Source organism: Kingella sp. SNUBH-2017 (assembly GCF_028680565.1).
In the GTDB taxonomy this organism is placed as follows: Bacteria; Pseudomonadota; Gammaproteobacteria; order Burkholderiales; family Neisseriaceae; genus Kingella_D; species Kingella_D pumchi.
This window is the reverse complement of sequence record NZ_JAPHVK010000002.1, coordinates 149478-166492: the sequence shown is the minus strand read 5'-3', so window position 1 is coordinate 166492 and position 17015 is coordinate 149478. Positions and strand designations below refer to the sequence as shown.

At 62.6% G+C, this 17015-nt stretch carries 15 protein-coding genes; 11 read left to right on the top strand and 4 right to left on the bottom strand.

The features are described from left to right. Window positions 1–130 precede the first annotated feature (130 nt). The 3 genes from OP500_RS03100 to fhuB are packed head-to-tail and all read left to right on the top strand — an operon-like array spanning window position 131 to window position 3780. Window positions 131–895, top strand: coding sequence for an ABC transporter ATP-binding protein (locus OP500_RS03100; RefSeq protein ID WP_274070151.1), 765 nt, complete (start codon window positions 131–133; stop codon window positions 893–895). 9 nt (window positions 896–904) lie between these two features. Then, a complete protein-coding gene (locus OP500_RS03095; RefSeq protein ID WP_274070150.1) occupies window positions 905–1816 on the top strand; it encodes an iron-siderophore ABC transporter substrate-binding protein in 912 nt (303 codons plus the stop codon). After that, on the top strand, window positions 1810–3780 hold the full coding sequence (gene fhuB / locus OP500_RS03090; protein ID WP_274070149.1) for a Fe(3+)-hydroxamate ABC transporter permease FhuB: 1971 nt from the start codon (window positions 1810–1812) through the stop codon (window positions 3778–3780). Before OP500_RS03095 ends, fhuB begins: the two co-directional genes overlap by 7 nt. A gap of 134 nt (window positions 3781–3914) precedes the next feature. Here the strand turns inward: fhuB and OP500_RS03085 are convergent, their stop codons facing one another. The 4 genes from OP500_RS03085 to yaaA form a co-directional block, all read right to left on the bottom strand. Further along, window positions 3915–4352 (bottom strand): YiiD C-terminal domain-containing protein, encoded by a 438-nt coding sequence (locus OP500_RS03085; RefSeq protein ID WP_274070148.1) that lies wholly within the window; start codon window positions 4350–4352, stop codon window positions 3915–3917. 334 nt (window positions 4353–4686) lie between these two features. Continuing rightward, window positions 4687–6222, bottom strand: a complete 1536-nt coding sequence (locus tag OP500_RS03080) for a DUF4178 domain-containing protein (RefSeq protein ID WP_274070147.1) — start codon at window positions 6220–6222, stop codon at window positions 4687–4689. Between the two features lie 141 nt (window positions 6223–6363). Further along, on the bottom strand, window positions 6364–7047 hold the full coding sequence (locus OP500_RS03075) for a pseudouridine synthase (protein WP_274070146.1): 684 nt from the start codon (window positions 7045–7047) through the stop codon (window positions 6364–6366). A 15-nt stretch (window positions 7048–7062) separates the two neighbouring features. Then, a complete protein-coding gene (gene yaaA, locus OP500_RS03070) occupies window positions 7063–7836 on the bottom strand; it encodes a peroxide stress protein YaaA (RefSeq protein ID WP_274070189.1) in 774 nt (257 codons plus the stop codon). A gap of 176 nt (window positions 7837–8012) precedes the next feature. Here yaaA and prfA point away from each other — a divergent pair, with 176 nt between their 5' ends. From prfA to speA, 8 genes are all read left to right on the top strand, one after another. Beyond that, complete coding sequence (gene prfA / locus OP500_RS03065) at window positions 8013–9089, top strand: peptide chain release factor 1 (protein WP_274070145.1); 1077 nt, start codon at window positions 8013–8015, stop codon at window positions 9087–9089. Window positions 9090–9157: 68 nt separating this feature from the next. Next, window positions 9158–10114, top strand: a complete 957-nt coding sequence (locus OP500_RS03060) for a tetratricopeptide repeat protein (RefSeq protein ID WP_274070144.1) — start codon at window positions 9158–9160, stop codon at window positions 10112–10114. 43 nt (window positions 10115–10157) lie between these two features. Then, window positions 10158–10661 (top strand): hypothetical protein, encoded by a 504-nt coding sequence (locus tag OP500_RS03055; protein WP_274070143.1) that lies wholly within the window; start codon window positions 10158–10160, stop codon window positions 10659–10661. Window positions 10662–10716: 55 nt separating this feature from the next. Continuing rightward, complete coding sequence (locus tag OP500_RS03050; protein ID WP_274070142.1) at window positions 10717–11085, top strand: hypothetical protein; 369 nt, start codon at window positions 10717–10719, stop codon at window positions 11083–11085. A 51-nt stretch (window positions 11086–11136) separates the two neighbouring features. Further along, window positions 11137–11913, top strand: a complete 777-nt coding sequence (map, locus tag OP500_RS03045) for a type I methionyl aminopeptidase (RefSeq protein WP_274070141.1) — start codon at window positions 11137–11139, stop codon at window positions 11911–11913. 224 nt (window positions 11914–12137) lie between these two features. Further along, window positions 12138–13754, top strand: a complete 1617-nt coding sequence (locus tag OP500_RS03040; protein WP_274070140.1) for a glycosyltransferase family 39 protein — start codon at window positions 12138–12140, stop codon at window positions 13752–13754. Window positions 13755–13893: 139 nt separating this feature from the next. Further along, window positions 13894–14868 (top strand): class 1 fructose-bisphosphatase, encoded by a 975-nt coding sequence (locus OP500_RS03035; protein WP_274070139.1) that lies wholly within the window; start codon window positions 13894–13896, stop codon window positions 14866–14868. A 190-nt stretch (window positions 14869–15058) separates the two neighbouring features. Continuing rightward, entirely contained in the window at window positions 15059–16960 is a 1902-nt protein-coding gene (gene speA / locus OP500_RS03030; protein WP_274070138.1) for an arginine decarboxylase, read from the top strand. The last annotated feature ends 55 nt before the right edge of the window (window positions 16961–17015 follow it).

Genomic DNA, 17015 nt, shown 5'->3' with positions numbered 1-17015 from the left:
TCTGATCTGTACAGGCAGCCTGAAAATCGTGCATCTTGTTTTCAGGCTGCTTCTTTTTCCGCCCAAAGCAGCCTGAAAACCCCAAACCTGCTTTCAGGCTGCTTTTCATCCGTTGCGAAAGACCCGCCCCGTGTTCCAAATCGAAAACGCCACCTTCGCCGTGCCCGAACGCACGCTGCTGCATGGCATTACCGTCTCTTTTGACACCAACAAAGTCTACGGACTGATCGGCCACAACGGCTCCGGCAAGTCCACCCTGCTCAAACTGCTTACCCGCCAGCACCGCCCCGTCTCCGGCCGCATCCTGCTCGACGGCAGAGACATTGCAGACTACTCCGCCCGCAGCTATGCCCGCCAAACCGCCTACCTGCCGCAGTATCTGCCCGCTGCCACCGCTCTCAAAGCCGAAGAGCTGGTGGCGATGGGGCGCTACGCATGGAGCGGCCTTCTGGGGCGCAGCAGCGAAGCAGACTGCCAGGCCGTGGCCGAAGCCTTTCGTCTCACCCACACCGAACGCTTTACCGGCCAAATCGTCGATACTCTTTCCGGCGGCGAACGCTCGCGCATCTGGCTGGCCATGTGTCTGGCGCAGCAAAGCCGCTATCTGCTGCTGGACGAGCCGCTGGCCGCGCTGGACATCGCCCACCAGATCGAAGTGATGGCTCTGGTGAAAAACCTGTCGCAAACCCTCGGTCTGGGCGTGGTCATCGTCATCCACGACATCAACCTTGCCGCCCAATACTGTGACGAACTGGTGGCGCTCAAGGGCGGGCGACTGCTGAAAACCGGCAAGCCGGCTGAAATTATGACCGCGCCGGTGCTCAAAGACATTTACAGCGTGGACATGAACATCATCGCCCACCCCGAAAACGGCCGCCCCATCGCCCTGCCATAGGATTTTCCCATGCTTTCCCGCTTTTCAGACGGCCTGCGTGTTTCAGGCTGCCTGCGCTTTTCAGACGGCCTCACCGCCCTGCTGCTTTGCCTGTGCGCCGCCACCGCCGCCGCCGCGCCGCGCGTGGCCACTTCCGACTGGACGGTGGCCGAAACCCTTACCGCGATGGGGCATCCGCCCGTCGGCGTGGCCGACCGCCGCGTGTACGACACCTGGGTAAACTACCCGCCGCTGCCCAAAAGCACGCTGGAAGCCGGTTTGCGCTTCCAGCCCAATTTGGAGCGGCTCTATCAGATCAAGCCCGATTTTTTCGTGCAGTCGCCGTGGTACGCCTCGGCCAAGCCGCAGTTTGAAAAAATCGCGCCGGTGTACGAAGTCGCCTTCGGCACGGACAAAGGCATAGACTACGCGCACACAGTGGCAACGACGCGCAAGCTGGGCAAAATCATCGGCGACGCGCCCGCCGCCGAAAAGCTGGTGGCCGACACCGAAACCCTGTTCGCCAGACACCGCGCCGCGCTGGCCGCCTACCGCAGCCGCCCACTGGCGGTGGTGCAGTTTGCCGACGGCCGCCACCTGCGCATTTACGGCAAAACTTCGCTGTTTCAGGCGGTGTTCGACAAGCTCGGCCTGAAAAACGCGTGGACGGGCGCGAGCAACGAATGGGGCTTTGCCAACATTACCCTGCCGGATCTGGCCAAGCTGCCGCCGGACACGCTGCTGATTGTGGTCAAACCGCACCCGCCGAACACCCGCCGCATTCTGGAAAACAGCACCCTGTGGCGGCGGCTGCCGTTTTCCCGCGCCGCCAACCGCCGCATCTTCGCCCCCTCGTGGAGCTACGGCGGCCTGCCCGCCATGCAGCAGTTTGCCAACCAGCTCGGCGAAAAACTGCCCTCTGAAAAGGAAATCCCGTGGTAAACCGTTTTTTCAGGCCGCCTGCCGTATGGCTCTGCCTCGCTTTGGCCGCGCTATGCGCCCTCACCGCCGCGCAGGTGCTGCGGCTGGAATGGACACTGCCGATTGCCCGTCTGTTCGACGCGCCCGACAGCCTGCCGATAGCCGCGCTCACCGTGCAGAACAACACCCTGCCGCGCATGGCGATGGCGCTGCTGGCCGGCGGCGCGACGGCGGCGGCCACCATGCTGATGCAGCAGCTGATGCGCAACCCGCTGGCCTCCGACAGCACGCTGGCGGTGAGTAGCGGCGCGCAAACCGCGCTGGTGGCCGCCACCGTGGCCGCCCCCGCGCTCTTGGATTACGGCGGCTCGGCCGTAGCCTTTGCCGGTGCCGCCGCCGCGCTGGGCGGCGTGCTCGCCCTCTCGGCGCGGCGCGAGCTGCAACCGCTCACCGTCGTGTTGGCCGGACTGGTGGTCAGCCTCTACCTCGGCTCGTTCACCGGCATCATCATGCTGTTTTTCAGCGAAGAAACGCGCGGCGTGATGCAGTGGGGCAGCGGCTCGCTGGTGCAGGATAGCTGGCACGACAGCCTGCAACTGCTGTGGCGCACCGTCGCCTTCGCGCTGGTGTGCGCCGTCCTCATCAAACCCCTCACCATCATGGGTTTGAGCGACACCCAGGCGCAGTCGCTCGGCATTCCCGTCAAAAAAATCCGCCTGATTGCACTCCTGGCCGCCGCCTTCCTCAGCGCGAGCGTGGTCGGCTACGTCGGCATGATGGGCTTTGTCGGACTGGCCGCCGCCACACTGGTGCGCCAGAGCGGCGTGCGCACCCTCGCCGCACGGCTGGCCGCCTCCTTCGCCGTCGGCGCGATGCTGCTGATGCTCACCGACAACAGCCTGATGCTGCTCAAACACTACCACGGCACCGACCTGCCCGCCGGCGCGGTCAGCGCACTGGCCGGCGCGCCGCTGCTGCTGTGGCTGCTGATGAAATCCCCGCCGCGCCCCGCCTTTCAGGCTGCCTCCGATGCCCTCGCCGCCCCTCTCAAACCCTCGCCCGTACTGCGCCTGCTGCCCGCCATCACCGCCGCCGTCCTCGCCTTCTCCCTCTTGGCCGGACGCTATGACGAAAGCTGGCGGCTGACCGTCGACCCCGCCTACTTCGCCTTCCGCTACCCGCGCATCCTGCTGGCCGCCGCCACCGGCACCATGCTCGCCATCACCGGCGTCATCCTGCAACGCGTAACCAAAAACCCCATGGCCGGCCCCGAACTGCTAGGCGTCAGCGCAGGCACCGCCTTCGGCGCGATGGCCTCCGTCATGCTGTTCGGCATCACCTCCGGCAGCCTCTGGTTCTGGCTCGCCGGCCTCGCCTCCGCCCTCGCCACTCTCGGCCTTTTGCTGCTGTTCAACCGCAAAAACGGCCTCGCCCCCGAAAAAGTCCTGCTCACCGGCATGGCACTGGCCGCCCTCAGCGATGCCGCCATCCGCATCTGGACGGCAGGCGGCGACTTCCGCGTGCAGCAGCTCTTGATTTGGATGAGCGGCTCCACCTACCACGCCACCCCCGAAAGCGCGGTAACCGTCGCCCTTGCCGCCCTTGCGCTGCTGGCCGCCGTGCTGCCGCTGCAGCGCTGGCTCGCCCTGCTCAGCCTCGATGCCGTTGTTGCCGCCTCCGCCGGTGTCAACGTACCCGCCGCACGGCTGGTGCTGGTGCTGCTCTCCGCCGTCCTCACCGCGCTGGCCACCCTGCTCATCGGCCCGCTCAGCTTCGTCGGCCTGCTCGCCCCCCACCTGGCCGCCATGCTCGGCGCGCGCCGCGCGGGACACCAGCTCGTCTCCGCCGCCCTCATCGGCGCCGCCGTCATGCCCGCCGCCGACTGGCTGGGCAGGCAGATCATGTTCCCTTACGAAGTCCCCGCCGGCATGATGGCCACCCTGCTCGGCGGCGCCTACTTTATGTGGATGATGCGCAGGATGTAAAACAGTATCGAAGAAGGAAGCACGGCATTTCCGCAAGCATTTCGGGCAGCTTTTGTCTTTCAATGCCTGCAAACTTTCAGGCTGCCTTTCCCGTATGGAAAAGGCAGCCTGAAAGTTTGGGCGGTGCGGTGGTGCTATGCGGCGAGCACCACATAGCGGCCGCTGAATTCGGCGGCGAGAACGTTTTGCGAATAGGCGCGCACTTCGATCGTAATTTTACCTTTGCCCCGCTGCTCAAGCATGGTGCGGCAGCGCTGCCAGTCGCTCTCTGTGGGGCTGTCGGCGCAGAGCAGCAGGTCACCGCGGGCAGGGGCGGGATAGCGGGTTTCGCCGCTTTGGATCACGATGTTGCCGCCGGCCTGCGGGCAGTTCAGATGCACCAGCGCCCAGCCGCACACGGTGGCGCCCAGCGCGGTGCTGCCGCCGAAAACGGTGTTTTTGTGGTTGCGGTTGGGTGCGTGCGGCAGCAGCAGTTCGACGCGGCTGCGGCTGCAGGATACGACGCGGATGCCGAGGGCGGCGCAGGCGGGAATGTGGCGGTGGAGAAAGTCTTGCAGTTGGTGCGGGGTCATGGTGTTTGGGGGTTTCAGGCTGCTTTGGGTTTTCAGACTACCGCGCCCCCTCTCCCGCTTGCAGGGGAGGGTTAGGGTGGGGGCGGTAGCCGCTGGGGAAACTTTACCGATCGGCTGCGGCAGCTAAAGCAGTTCTGCGAACTGCCACCCCCACCCCAACCCTCCCCCGCGCTTGGGGCGCAGAGGAGGGAGTAAGGTGCACGGCGGGATGGCAGTTTCAGGCTGCTTTTGGTGCGCGGTGCGGCACCCTACGGGGTGGCGGGTTTTGCCGGATTCGGGAATCCGGTTGGGGCGCACTTTCAGGCTGCTTGGGCTTTCAGGCTGCCTGAAAGCCTTAATCGTCGTCTCTGCCGAGGTGGCCGATCAGCAAAAAGGCGAATACGATCAGATTGACGACGAGTACGTTGTCAAAGGCGTCGTCGTCCATGCTGGCAAAGGCGGGCAGGTTGATAATCAGAAAGGCGATAACGAATTTGATGCGGTAGGAGAAGCTTGTTTCGCTGTCGTCGTAGCCGGTGCCGGAGCCGGCAAAGCGCTCGGCATCAAGGTTGAAGGCGGCGGCGACTTCCCGGTGGCTGATGGGGCTGCTGCGGCTCCAGGCCAATTCGCCGGACGATAATTCGGCGCTGAGTTTGCCCTTGCCCTGGCGGTAGTCGCGGTAGAAATTGGTGTCGCCGCTGCGGATGTGCCAATAGAAGGCGCCGGCGGCGTAGGCGACGCGGCCGCCGTATTCGTAGAGCGGCTGCAGGCCCTGCGGGCGGCCGTCGGCAGACAAATTCGGCCATTGGCGCAGGGTTTGCGACACGCTCCAGCCGTCTTCGGCTTCGACCAGCCAGTAAAAGCCGTTTTGCGGCGAGTAGAGCAGGTATTCCGTCCAGCCGCCTTCGCGCACGGCACGCGCTTTGCGCCCGTTTAGGGTGTCGATGGCAGCTTGGGCGTCGATTTCTTCCCAGCGCACCACGCCGATCAGGGTGTAGCGGCCGTTTTGGAAGCGGCCGACGCTGCCCAGGGGGATAGTGAAGGACTCTTCTTGGGCGCGGCGCATGGCGTTGACGGCGATCAGTTCGGCGCGGCCGGCGGAAACGTCCAAATCGCTGCCGCAGGAGGGGCAGAGCAGGGTGGTGCTGACGCCGGCCGGCCACTCCAGCGGCGAGCCGCAGTTGGGGCAGCTTTCGCCGGCGCGCTCGCCTTTGAGCCGGCCGGCGCCGGCGCGGATGGCGTCGCTGCTGCGGGTGTGCTGCAGCGCCAATTCGTCCAGTCCTACCATGCGGCCGAAAAAGACTTCGGCGCTTTCAGGCTGCCTGCCGCCGCTGTAATCGACGGTGAGAAACAGGTTTTCGCAGCGCCAGTCGGCGGCGCGGTTGTCAAAGCGTGCCGGCACTTCAAAGGGCAGCTCGCCTTCGGCGGCGGTTTCGGAAAGGGTGATTTCGCGCACGTCGGCAGCGGTGAAGCGGCGGCCGCCGTAGTCCAGGAGGCTGAAGCCGGCGCGGATGTCGTCGAAAGCGGGCAGGGCGGCGGGAGCGTCGGCGGGGCGGGTGAGCGAGTACAGGTCGCCCGATTCGGAAAGCCAGCCGCTGCCGCCGTCGTCAAACAGCAGATACCATTCGTTCCACATGCCGGCGTCGTAGCGCACCTGCAGGCGGCCGGCGATGCGGAAGCTGCGGGTGGCGAAGATGCCGGTGGTGCCGATTTGCAGCGGGCTGAAGTCTTCGAGCAGCGCCGAATCGCGGCCGCTGTCGGTCAGGCTGTCGTCGCGGCGCACCAGCAGGCTGCGGCAGTAGCCGCAGACCAGGGTAACCGAGGTGGCGGAGTGGCTGCGGACGGGGGCGCCGCAGCTGGGGCAGTCGGTGGCAAACAGGGCTTCGCTCATGGCGGCTCGCAATCGGGCGGATGGGGCAGGCAGCCTGAAAAGGCCGGCGGATGCTTTCAGGCTGCCTGCAGCGGGTTTGGGGGTTTTCAGGCTGCCTGAAAAACGTTTTTGCGGGGTTTCAGGCAGCCTGAAAGCGGAAAATCAGGGCAAAACAAAACGCCATTGGCCGGGCGCAAGGTCTTCGCAGTCCCACGCGCCAAAGCGCAGGCGGTGCAGGCTTTCGACGCGGTTGCCGGCGGCGGCGACCATGCGCTTGACCTGATGGTAGCGGCCGGCGCTGATGGTCAGCAGCAGGGTGTGCGGGTCGGCCAGTTCGGCGGCATCGGCGGCAACGGTTTCGTTGTCGTCATGCAGCAGCACGCCGGATAGCAGCTGGCGGCACAGATTGTTATCGGCGGCATGCTTGAGCGTGGCGCGGTAGCGCTTGGCGACGTGGTACTTGGGCGAGGTCAGGCGGTGGTTGAAGGCGCCGTCGTTGCTGATCAGCAAAACGCCGGTGGTGTCGGCATCGAGCCGCCCCAGCGCCTGTGGTTCGGCATCGCGTATGCGGTCGGGCAACAGCGAAAATACGCTCGGCCAGTCGCGCGGTTTGTGCGAGGTTTCGTAGCCGGCGGGTTTGTGCAGCACGATGTAGTAGTGGGGCAGCGGGATCAGCAGCTGGGCTTCGCCGTCGATTTCCAGCTGCGATACGGCGGCGGGGTCGATTTCGGCGGCGGGGTCGCTCAGGATTTCGCCGTTGACTGCCACCCGCTCATCCTGCACCAGATGGCGGCATTGTTTGCGGCTACCGTAGCGCTGTGCCTGCAGGTATTTGGCCAGTTGCATGGTGTTTTTCCGTTTTCAGGCTGCCGTTTGGCGCAGGAAGACCCATTCGCCGGCGCTGCTGGCCGCTTCGTTGTAGGCATAGCCTTCCAAATCGAAGTTTTTCAGTTCTTCGGCGTTTTGGATTTGGCGCTCGGCGGCGTAGCGCACCATCAGCCCGCGCGCGCGTTTGGCGTAGAAACTGATGGTTTTGTAGCCGTCGTTTTTCCAGTCTTTGAATACGGGGGTGATGATTTCGGCTTTCAGGCTGCCTGAAACGGCTTTGTAATACTCTTGCGACGCGAGATTGACCAGCGTGGTGGCGCCGGCGGTCTGCATGTCGCCGTTGAGCCAGTCGGCAATGCGCGTGCCCCAGAAGCGGTAAAGGTTGGCGCCGCGCGCGTTGGCAAAGGGCGTGCCCATTTCCAGGCGGTAGGGCTGGATCAGATCGAGCGGGCGGACAACGCCGTACAGGCCGGAGAGCAGGCGCACGCAGCGCTGGATATAGCCGATTTCGGCGGGTGCGCGGCGGTAGGCGTCGATGCCTTCGTAAACGTCGCCGTTAAACAGATACAGCGCCGCTTTGGCGTTGTCGGTGGTAAAGGGCGGCGCCCAGGCGGCGTTGCGCTCGGCGTTGCGCAGGGCGATTTTGTCGGAAACCTTCATCAGCGCCGCCAAGTCCTGCGGCGCGAGTTTTTTCAATTCGTCCATCAGCAGCCGCGCCTGATCCAACAGCGGCGGCTGGGCGGTAGCATCAAGGGCAATATCGCGGTTTTCATTAAGGTTTTTGGCGGGGGAGAGCAGGAAATAAATCATGGTGCGGCGTCGTGGAAAATTCAAAGCGCCGCCATTATATAGCGAATCGCCGCCCGTTTTGCCCGCCCCTGTGCGCGCAGGCAGCCTGAAAGCCGCGCTTTGGCTTATAATCGCCGCCTTTTCTTTCCCCTTTTTGAGTCCTTTCAGACTGCCTGAAAGGCCGTTTTATCCTTATGAAGCCTTCCGTTTTAAGCAAACTGCAAACCCTGTCCGAGCGCCTGGAAGAAGTAACCGCCTTGCTCGGCTCGCCCGAAGCCACCGCAAACATGGACAACTACCGCCGTCTCAACCAAGAGCACGCCGAGCTTACGCCCATCGTGGAAACCTACCACGCCTACACCCAAGCGCAAAACGATTTGGCAGACGCGCAAGAAATGCTGTCCGACCCCGAAATGAAAGACTTTGCCGCCGAAGAAATTCAGGCTGCCAAAGAAGCCATTGAACGGCTGGATTTTGAATTGCAAAAACTGTTGCTGCCCAAAGATGCCGACGACGACAAAAACATCTTCATAGAAATCCGCGCCGGTACCGGCGGCGACGAAGCCGCGCTGTTCGCAGGCGATTTGCTGCGTATGTACAGCCGCTACGCCGAGCGCAACCGCTGGCAAACCGAAATCGTTTCCGCCAACGAAAGCGACTTGGGCGGCTATAAAGAAGTGATCGTGCGGCTGATCGGGCTGGGCGCATACAGCAAACTCAAATTTGAAAGCGGCGGCCACCGCGTGCAACGCGTGCCTGCCACCGAGAGCCAAGGGCGTATCCACACATCCGCCTGCACCGTCGCCGTGATGCCCGAAGCGGACGAGTTGGAAGAAATCCAGCTCAACCCCGCCGATTTGCGCATCGACACCTTCCGCGCATCGGGCGCGGGCGGCCAGCACATCAACAAAACCGATTCCGCCGTACGCATCACCCACCTGCCCACCGGCATGGTGGTGGAATGCCAAGACGGCCGCAGCCAGCACGCCAACAAAGCCCAAGCGATGAAAGTCTTGGCCGCGCGGCTCAACGACGCGCAAAAACGCGAAGCCCAAGCCAAAGAAGCCGCCGAGCGCAAATCCCTTATCGGCAGCGGCGACCGCAGCGAGCGCATCCGCACCTACAACTACCCGCAAGGCCGCGTTACCGACCACCGCATCAATCTCACCCTGCATAAGCTCGATTTTGTGATGGACGGCGATATGGAAGAGATTACCGCCGCGCTGATTGCCGAGCATCAGGCGGAATTATTGGCGGCGATGGGGGATTAAAGCCGAAGGCAGCCTGAAAACGCCAAACAGGCTTTCAGGCTGCCTGAATCCCAACAGGAAACCAACCTATGTCCTTCACCTTCCGCCGCCACAAAAAACTGCACAAACAGGCCTACGCCGCCTTCGACGCAGGCGAACTCGCCCAAGCCGCCGGATACTTCGCCAAACTCGTCAAACAATTTCCCGACGACAGCAGCTACCACTACATGCAGGGCTTAACCGCCAAAAACCGCCTTGACTGGCATACCGCCCTCGCCGCCAACCTGCGCGCCATCGAATGCGCCGAAGCATTCGATGAAGCCGCGCACTGGAACGCTGCCATTGCCGCCACCGCCCTGCACGACTGGCACACCGCCCGCCGAATGTGGGCGGCCTGCGGCATCAGTGTCCCCGAAGGCGAAGGCGAAATCTGTGCCGACTTCGGCATCGCCGTGATACGCCTCAACCCGTGGGCAAACGGCGAAACCGTGTACGCCCGCCGCATCGACCCCGTCCGCGCCCAAATCATCAACGTGCCGCTGCCCGAAAGCGGCTGGCGTTTCGGCGACATCGCCCTGCACGACGGCGCACCAACCGGCACCCGCCCCAGTCCCGACGGGCAAGGTGAAGTCCACGTATTCAACGCCTTCGAGCGCTGGCGGCCGTCTGAAACCCCGACCCATACCGCCTTCGTCCGCAGCCCCGTCGCCGCAGACGCGCAGGCACTCGCCGCCCTGCTAAACGAACACGGCTGGCACAGCGAAGACTGGACGCAAAGCCTGCGTTATATCTGCCTGCGTTGCAGCTACGGCATCCCGCACGAACACACGGACGCCGCCCCAAGCGTAGAGCAGGCCGACACTTGGCAGACCGAGCGCAGCATCGGCATCGCCGCCCCCGCCGCCCAATCTGCCGAACTGGAAACTGCCTTGCAAAACTGGGCAGCCGCCGCCCCCGGCCGCGAAGTTTCCGACATCTGCCGGCAGGACTACCCGCTGCCCGCGCGGCAGGACGGCAGGGTCTGGTGGATCGGAAGCAGCGAATAAACCGATTCAGGCTGCCTGAAAGTTTTAGCGAAAGTTTCCAAACATGATCCGCAAGCGTAACAAGATGATAGATTTCGGCTCGCTCCACCGCAGCAAAATGGCGTTTTACCTGCTGGTGCTGTTCTGCACGGCGGGAGTATGGTTGCTGTGGGCGCAGGCGGTTTCCAAGGGGGAAGTGTCGCTGAATTGGGAAAGCGTGCGCCAAGTGGGGCTGCTGACCGCGTTTACCGTTTCTTGGGCCAGCTATACCTTTTTCCGCTTCCGCCACATCCGCCGCGTGCGCTTTGATCCGCAGGCACAAATGCTGCTGCTGGAAGACTTTGCGTGGAAAAAGCTGTCGTGGCAGCCTGTGCACCGCATCGCCCGCAGCCAAATCCATGCCCTTGCCTACCAATTCGCATTTAGCGGCGAATCGCCGATCCGGCTGCTGCTGGCAAACGGCGAAGATATCCTGATCGGCGCCAGCGGCGATGCTTCCCGCGCCAAGATTTATGCCCAAACCATCGCCCGCAAAACCGGCCTGCCGTTTGTCGAGTTGAAAAAATAGTTTTTCAGGCTGCCTGAAAACGGAGTTGGGCGGTAATACACATAAGGAGAGAAGTATGAATCATCGTAAGAAAACCGGCTGGCTGTTTTTCTGGGGCATCGTCTCTTTCGGTCTGTTGCTGGAAATTTTGGTAAATCTTTTCTTGGCTGCTAAGAACAACTTCGTCGGGTGGCAGAGTCAGGCGATGTGTGTTTGGTGCGTTATTGCCCTGATCACGATTTGCCAGCCGCCGCTGTCGATGCGTTTTCGGCAAGACAAGCTGTGCCGTGCAGGGGTCGTCCTGCTGGCGGTTGAAGTTGCCTGCATGTATGCCGCATACAGTATCGATAGTTTTGTCTTTCCGATCATCTGTGCCGTTGTTTCGCTGGCTTCGATTGTTTTATTGGTGCTGGCGCTGCTGCGCAAATCCAAATCTGCCGCCTAGAATTTTCAGACAGCCTGAAACCCCGCAACACCCACATTTAAAGGACATTTTATGCCCGTGATTATCAAAACCCCCGCCGAAATTGAAAAAATGCGCGAGCTGGGCCGGCTGGCCGCCGAAGCGCTGGACTATATCGGCGATTTCGTCAAACCCGGCGTAACTACCAACGAGATCAACCAGCTGATCCACGATTACCACATCAATGTGCAGGGCGGCTATCCCGCGCCGCTGCATTACGGCAACCCGCCTTTCCCCAAATCCTGCTGCACTTCGGTGAACCACGTTATCTGCCACGGCATTCCCGACGACAAGCCGCTGAAAAACGGCGACATCATCAATATCGACGTTACCATCAAAAAAGACGGCTTTCACGGCGATTCCAGCCGCATGTATGCCGTCGGCCAGATCAGCCCGGTTGCCAAGCGCCTGATCGACACCACCCACGCCGCGATGATGGCCGGTATCGAAGCGGTGCGCCCCGGCGCCACGCTGGGCGACGTCGGCCACGCCTGCCAGCAGGTGGCCGAAAACGCCGGCTATTCGGTGGTGCAGGAATTTTGCGGCCACGGCATCGGCCGCGGCTTTCACGAAGAGCCGCAGGTGCTGCACTACGGGCGCAAAGGCAGCGGCCTGAAGCTGCAGCCGGGGATGATTTTCACCGTCGAGCCGATGATCAACCAGGGTAAACGCCACCTGAAAATCCTGGCCGACGGCTGGACGGTGGTCACCAAAGACCGCAGCCTGTCCGCCCAGTGGGAGCACGAAGTGCTGGTTACCGATACCGGCTACGAAATCCTGACCGTCAGCCCGAAAACGGGCCGGCCGTAAACTTTCAGGCTGCCTGAAAGCGCAGCGGGATTGCGAAGCCCAAGCCGGTTTTTGCATTTTCAGGCTGCCTTTTGCCCAACAGATGCGGCGGCAGATCCGTGCCGCCTTTGGTTTATCCGCCGCCGGCAGGGTGCGGGGCGCCGCGTTTCAGGCTGCCTGAACACGCAGTTGCCAAGCGCAAACGCCATCCCGCCCTGCCGCCGGCATTGCAACGGAAATCCGCCATGCTGACCTACACTCCGCCCGAATCCGGCCGCCCCGCCGGCAGCCGCGAATATCCGTGGATGCTGCTGCTTTTGGTGTTTGCCTGGCTGTGGCCGGGCGTGTTTTCGCATGATTTGTGGCGGCCGCACGAGCCGGAAACTTTTGCCGCCGTCGAGCATTTCCTGCGCCACGGCTCGGTGGCAGGGGCTTCCACGCTGCCGCCGCCTTATGTGTGGCTGGCGGCGCTGTTTGTGCGCCTGCTCTCGCCGTGGGCGCTCGATGCCTATTCGGCGGCGCGCGTTGCCAGCGTGGTGTTTACCGCACTGGGGCTGGCCGGCTGCGGCATGGCCTGTGCCCGCATGCTCGACCGCCACGCCGCCCGCAGCATGCTGCTGGTGCTGATTGCTTCGGCGGGGCTGACGGCGGCCGGCCATTTTCTCGGACCGGTGCCGGTGCTGTTTGCCGGTGCCGGACTGTATTGGTGGGGGATGGCGGCGGCGCAGCGGCAGGTGGTGTTTTCCGGCGTGCTCTCGGCGCTGGCGCTGCTGCTGCTGTTTCAGGCCGGCGGGGCGCTGGTAGCGGCCGCCGCGCTGCTGGCGGGGGTGCTGCCCCATGTGTTTGCCGGCTGGCGGCGGCGCCATCTGCTGTGGCTGCTGTACACGCTGGCGGTGGTGCTGCCGCTGTTGGCCAGCCATTTTTTGCTGCTGGCAAACAACCATCCGGCGGCGTTTGATATTTATCTGCGCCGGCAGCTGTTTGGCGTGTTTGGCGGGCTGGACGGTTTTCAGGCTGCTTTCAGCCTGCCTTACTATCTGCTGCATCTGGCCTGGTTTGCCCTGCCGGCCTGGCCGCTGGCGCTGTGGACGGCGGTGAAAACGCCGGCCGCGCAGCGTGCGGTTTTCCTGCCGGCGCTGTGCTGGCTGGCGGTGTTCGGCCTGCTGCTGGCGCTGATGCCGCAGCACAACCGCGATTATCTGGTGCTGCTGCTGCCGCCCTTGGCGCTGGCCGCTTCGGCGCAGCTTGATAGTCTCAAGCGCGGGGTGGCGGCGTTTTTCAACTGGTTCGGCATGATGACTTTCGGGCTGGCGGCGGTGTTTCTGTGGCTGGGCTTTATGGCGATGAACTACGGCTATCCGGCGCGTCTGGCTGCCCGCGCCGCTTATTTCAGCCCGTATTACACGCCGCATATCCGGCCGCTGCCGATTCTGTTTGCCCTGTTGTTCGGTCTGATGTGGCTGGTGGCGGTGCGCCGGCGCCGCATCCGCGGCCGGCAGGCGGTAACCAACTGGGCGGCGGGCATCACGCTGGTGTGGGCGCTGTTGTTTACCCTGTTTCTGCCCTGGCTCGATGCCGCCAAAAGCTACCGGCCGGTGGTCTTGCAGATGGAACAGTCGCTCGATGCTGCCGCGCGCGCCGATTTTGCCGCCGGCGCCTGCCTGCTGATCCGCCGCCCGAACAGCGACGGCTATCTGGCCTGGCAGCAGTACGGCAGCCTGAAACTCGGCACCGCTGCCGACAACTGCCGCTACGAGCTGCTGGAAACCGATCCGCGCACCGAAGCCGTGCCGGAAAACGCCCTGTGGCAGGGACGGCGCCCGCGCAGCAAAAACCAGCTTTTTGTGCTGCTGCGCCGCTAAACTTTTCGCGTTTTCAGGCTGCCTGCGCCGGGGCAGCCTGAAAACATTTTGCGCCAAAAAAAGCGCGGCGCCGATTGGTAAGCGCCGCGCTTTCCCGTACAATCCGCGCCTGTTTTCCCTACCGCATAAGGACTTTGCCATGGCCGCGACTTTCGCCCGCTTTCTTGAACAACAACATGCCGCGCACGGCCTTGATCCGGCGCTGATCGATACCGTTGCCGCCGTGGTCGGCGCCTGCGGCGCGATCCAGGCCAAAGTGCGGCTGGGCGCGCTCGCCGGTGTGCTGGGTGAGGCCGGCAGCGGCAATGTGCAGGGCGAGGCGCAGAAAAAACTCGACGTGATCGCCAACGATATTCTGGTGGCCGCGCTCAAAGCCGAGCCGGCGGTAGCGGGGCTGGCCAGCGAGGAAGAAGACAGTTTCGTTTCCTGCAACGAGGGCGGCCGCTATCTGGTGCTGTTCGACCCTTTGGACGGCTCGTCGAATATTGATGTCAATATTTCCATCGGCACCATTTTTTCGGTACTCGCCAAGCCCGAAGGCAGCCTGAAAACCGAAAGTTTCCTGCAGGAGGGCAGCCGCCAGCTGGCCGCCGGCTATGTGCTTTACGGCCCGCAAACCCTGCTGGTGCTCACCTTTAGCAAGGGCGTGGCGGTGTTTACGCTCGATGACAAAGGCGAGTTCGTCCAAACCGCCGCCGATTTGCGCGTACCCGAAACTACCGCCGAATTTGCCATCAATATGTCCAACCGCCGCCACTGGGAAGAACCGGTACGCCGCTATATCGACGAATTACTGGCCGGCAGCGAGGGTGTGCGCGGCAAAAACTACAATATGCGCTGGGTCGCCAGCATGGTGGCGGAAGTGCACCGCATCCTGATGCGCGGCGGCGTGTTTATGTATCCCAAAGACAATCGCGACCCCGCCAAGCCCGGCAAGCTGCGACTGATGTACGAAGCCAACCCGCTGGCGCTGGTGCTGCGCGAGGCCGGCGGCGCCTGCTGCGACGCCCGCCAGGATATGCTCGACATCCGGCCGCAGGCGCTGCACCAGCGCGTGGCGGTGGTGCTCGGCAGCCGCGAGGAAGTCGAATACCTGCGCCGTCTGCACGATTAACCAGCAGCCTGAAAGCGGCTTACACGCTTTCAGGCTGCCTGCAGGCGCATCAAACCAGCACCCAAGCAGCCTGAAAACCCCGAAAGCAGCCTGAAAACTTCAGGCACCATTACCGACAACAACAAACCGCGCCCCCACCCGCTCAGGCGGCAGGGGCGCCGGCAAACCGCCAGACACAAGGAATCCGCACATGACATGGAGTATCGATGCTTCGGCATCCACCTACGGCATCAAACACTGGGGCGACGGCTATTTTTTCATTGCCGACAACGGCGAAGTGATGGTGCGTCCCAATCCCGACAGCCAGGCCGCTGTCAGCCTGTACGATTTGGTGCACCAGCTTAACGAGCGCGGCCAGGATCTGCCGATGCTGTTCCGCTTTCCCGATATCCTGCAGGATAGGGCGCTGCGCCTGTGCCGCGCTTTCAACCGCTCCATCCGCAAAAACGACTATCAGGGCAGCTACACCGCCATCTACCCGATTAAAGTCAACCAGCAGGAGAGCGTGGTCAAAAACCTGATCGTGCCGAAAAACGATGAAGTTTCCATCGGCTTGGAAGCCGGCTCCAAACCCGAGCTGATGATTGTGCTGGCCTTTGCCCCCAAAGGCGGCACCATCGTCTGCAACGGCTATAAAGATCGCAATTTCATCCGTCTGGCGCTGATGGGGCAGCGGCTCGGCCACCAGGTGTTTATCGTCATCGAAAAAGAGAGCGAAGTGGATATCGTCATCGAAGAGTCCGCCAAGCTCAATGTGCGCCCCAATCTCGGCATCCGCGTGCGCTTATCGTCGCTCGCTTCAAGCAAATGGGCGGACACCGGCGGCGAAAAAGGCAAGTTCGGCCTGTCTGCCGCGCAGATTATTTCCGCCGCCGAGCGCCTGAAAGCCGCCGGTTTGGGCGAGTGCGTGCGCCTGATGCACTTTCATATGGGCTCGCAGATTTCCAATATCGCCGACTACCGCTTGGGCTTTAAAGAAGCCGTGCGCTATTTTGCCGAACTGCGCGGCTTGGGGCTGCCGATTGATTATGTCGATGTCGGCGGCGGGCTGGGCGTCGATTACGACGGCACCCACTCGCGCAACGCCAGCTCGGTCAATTACGACATCGGCGAATATTCCTACACCATTATCTCGATGCTGCGCGAGTATTGCGACGAATACGGCATCCCGCATCCCAACGTCTTCAGCGAATCCGGCCGCGCGCTCACCGCCCACCACGCGGTGCTGGTTACCAATGTAACCGACGTCGAAAGCCTGCCCGAAAGCGTGGCGGGCATCGGCGACGAGCGCGAAAACTATTCCTTCGCCACCCAAAAGCTGATCCACCTGATGGAAAAAGGCATCGACAGCGAGATGGTTACCGAAACCTACTACCGCATCGGCCACTATCTGGCGGAAGTAACCGAAAACTACATCGACGGCAAAATCGGCCTGCCGGAAAAAGCGCTGGCCGAGCAGGTGTACGCGGTGTTGTGCCGCCGCCTGAAAAAAGGCCTGCAGACCAGCCACCGCGCCCAGCGCCAGGTGTTCGACGACTTGATCGACAAACTCGCCGACAAATATTTCTGCAACTTCAGCGTGTTCCAAAGCCTTCCCGATACCTGGGCCATCGGCCAGGTGCTGCCGATTATGCCCATCCACCGGCTGGGCGAAAAACCCAACCGCCGCGCCATCCTGCAGGATCTGACCTGCGATTCCGACGGCAAACTCAGCCGCTACGTCGATCAGCAGAGCATCGAATCGAATATGCCGCTGCACGCCCCCAATAAAGGCCAGCCCTATCTGATCGGCGTGTTTATGGTCGGCGCCTATCAGGAAATTCTCGGCGACATGCACAACCTATTCGGCGACACCGATTCGGTGAATGTGTATGTGCGCAGCGACGGCAGCGTCGAATACTCCGGCATGGAAGAGCACGACACCATCGAAGACATGCTGCGCTACGTCCATCTCCAGCCGCAGGAAGTCATCAACAAATTCGAAGAAAAACTGCGCTGGGCCAAGCTCGAACGCAACGAGCAGCGCATCTACACCGCCGAATTTTTCCACACGCTCAAACAAAGCAGCTATCTGAGTCTGGAAGAAGACTGATTCACGCAAAAGGCAGCCTGAAAAGCTTTCAGGCTGCCTGTTTTTCCCCAAATCC

Coding starts and splice junctions, on each gene's coding strand:
- OP500_RS03095 (WP_274070150.1), top strand. CDS start 905: ATGCTTTCCCGCTTTTCAGACGGCCTGCGTGTTTCAGGCTGCCTGCGC.
- OP500_RS03085 (WP_274070148.1), bottom strand. CDS start 4,352: ATGACCCCGCACCAACTGCAAGACTTTCTCCACCGCCACATTCCCGCC.
- OP500_RS03080 (WP_274070147.1), bottom strand. CDS start 6,222: ATGAGCGAAGCCCTGTTTGCCACCGACTGCCCCAGCTGCGGCGCCCCC.
- OP500_RS03075 (WP_274070146.1), bottom strand. CDS start 7,047: ATGCAACTGGCCAAATACCTGCAGGCACAGCGCTACGGTAGCCGCAAA.
- prfA (WP_274070145.1), top strand. CDS start 8,013: ATGAAGCCTTCCGTTTTAAGCAAACTGCAAACCCTGTCCGAGCGCCTG.
- OP500_RS03060 (WP_274070144.1), top strand. CDS start 9,158: ATGTCCTTCACCTTCCGCCGCCACAAAAAACTGCACAAACAGGCCTAC.
- OP500_RS03055 (WP_274070143.1), top strand. CDS start 10,158: ATGATCCGCAAGCGTAACAAGATGATAGATTTCGGCTCGCTCCACCGC.
- OP500_RS03050 (WP_274070142.1), top strand. CDS start 10,717: ATGAATCATCGTAAGAAAACCGGCTGGCTGTTTTTCTGGGGCATCGTC.
- map (WP_274070141.1), top strand. CDS start 11,137: ATGCCCGTGATTATCAAAACCCCCGCCGAAATTGAAAAAATGCGCGAG.
- OP500_RS03040 (WP_274070140.1), top strand. CDS start 12,138: ATGCTGACCTACACTCCGCCCGAATCCGGCCGCCCCGCCGGCAGCCGC.
- OP500_RS03035 (WP_274070139.1), top strand. CDS start 13,894: ATGGCCGCGACTTTCGCCCGCTTTCTTGAACAACAACATGCCGCGCAC.
- speA (WP_274070138.1), top strand. CDS start 15,059: ATGACATGGAGTATCGATGCTTCGGCATCCACCTACGGCATCAAACAC.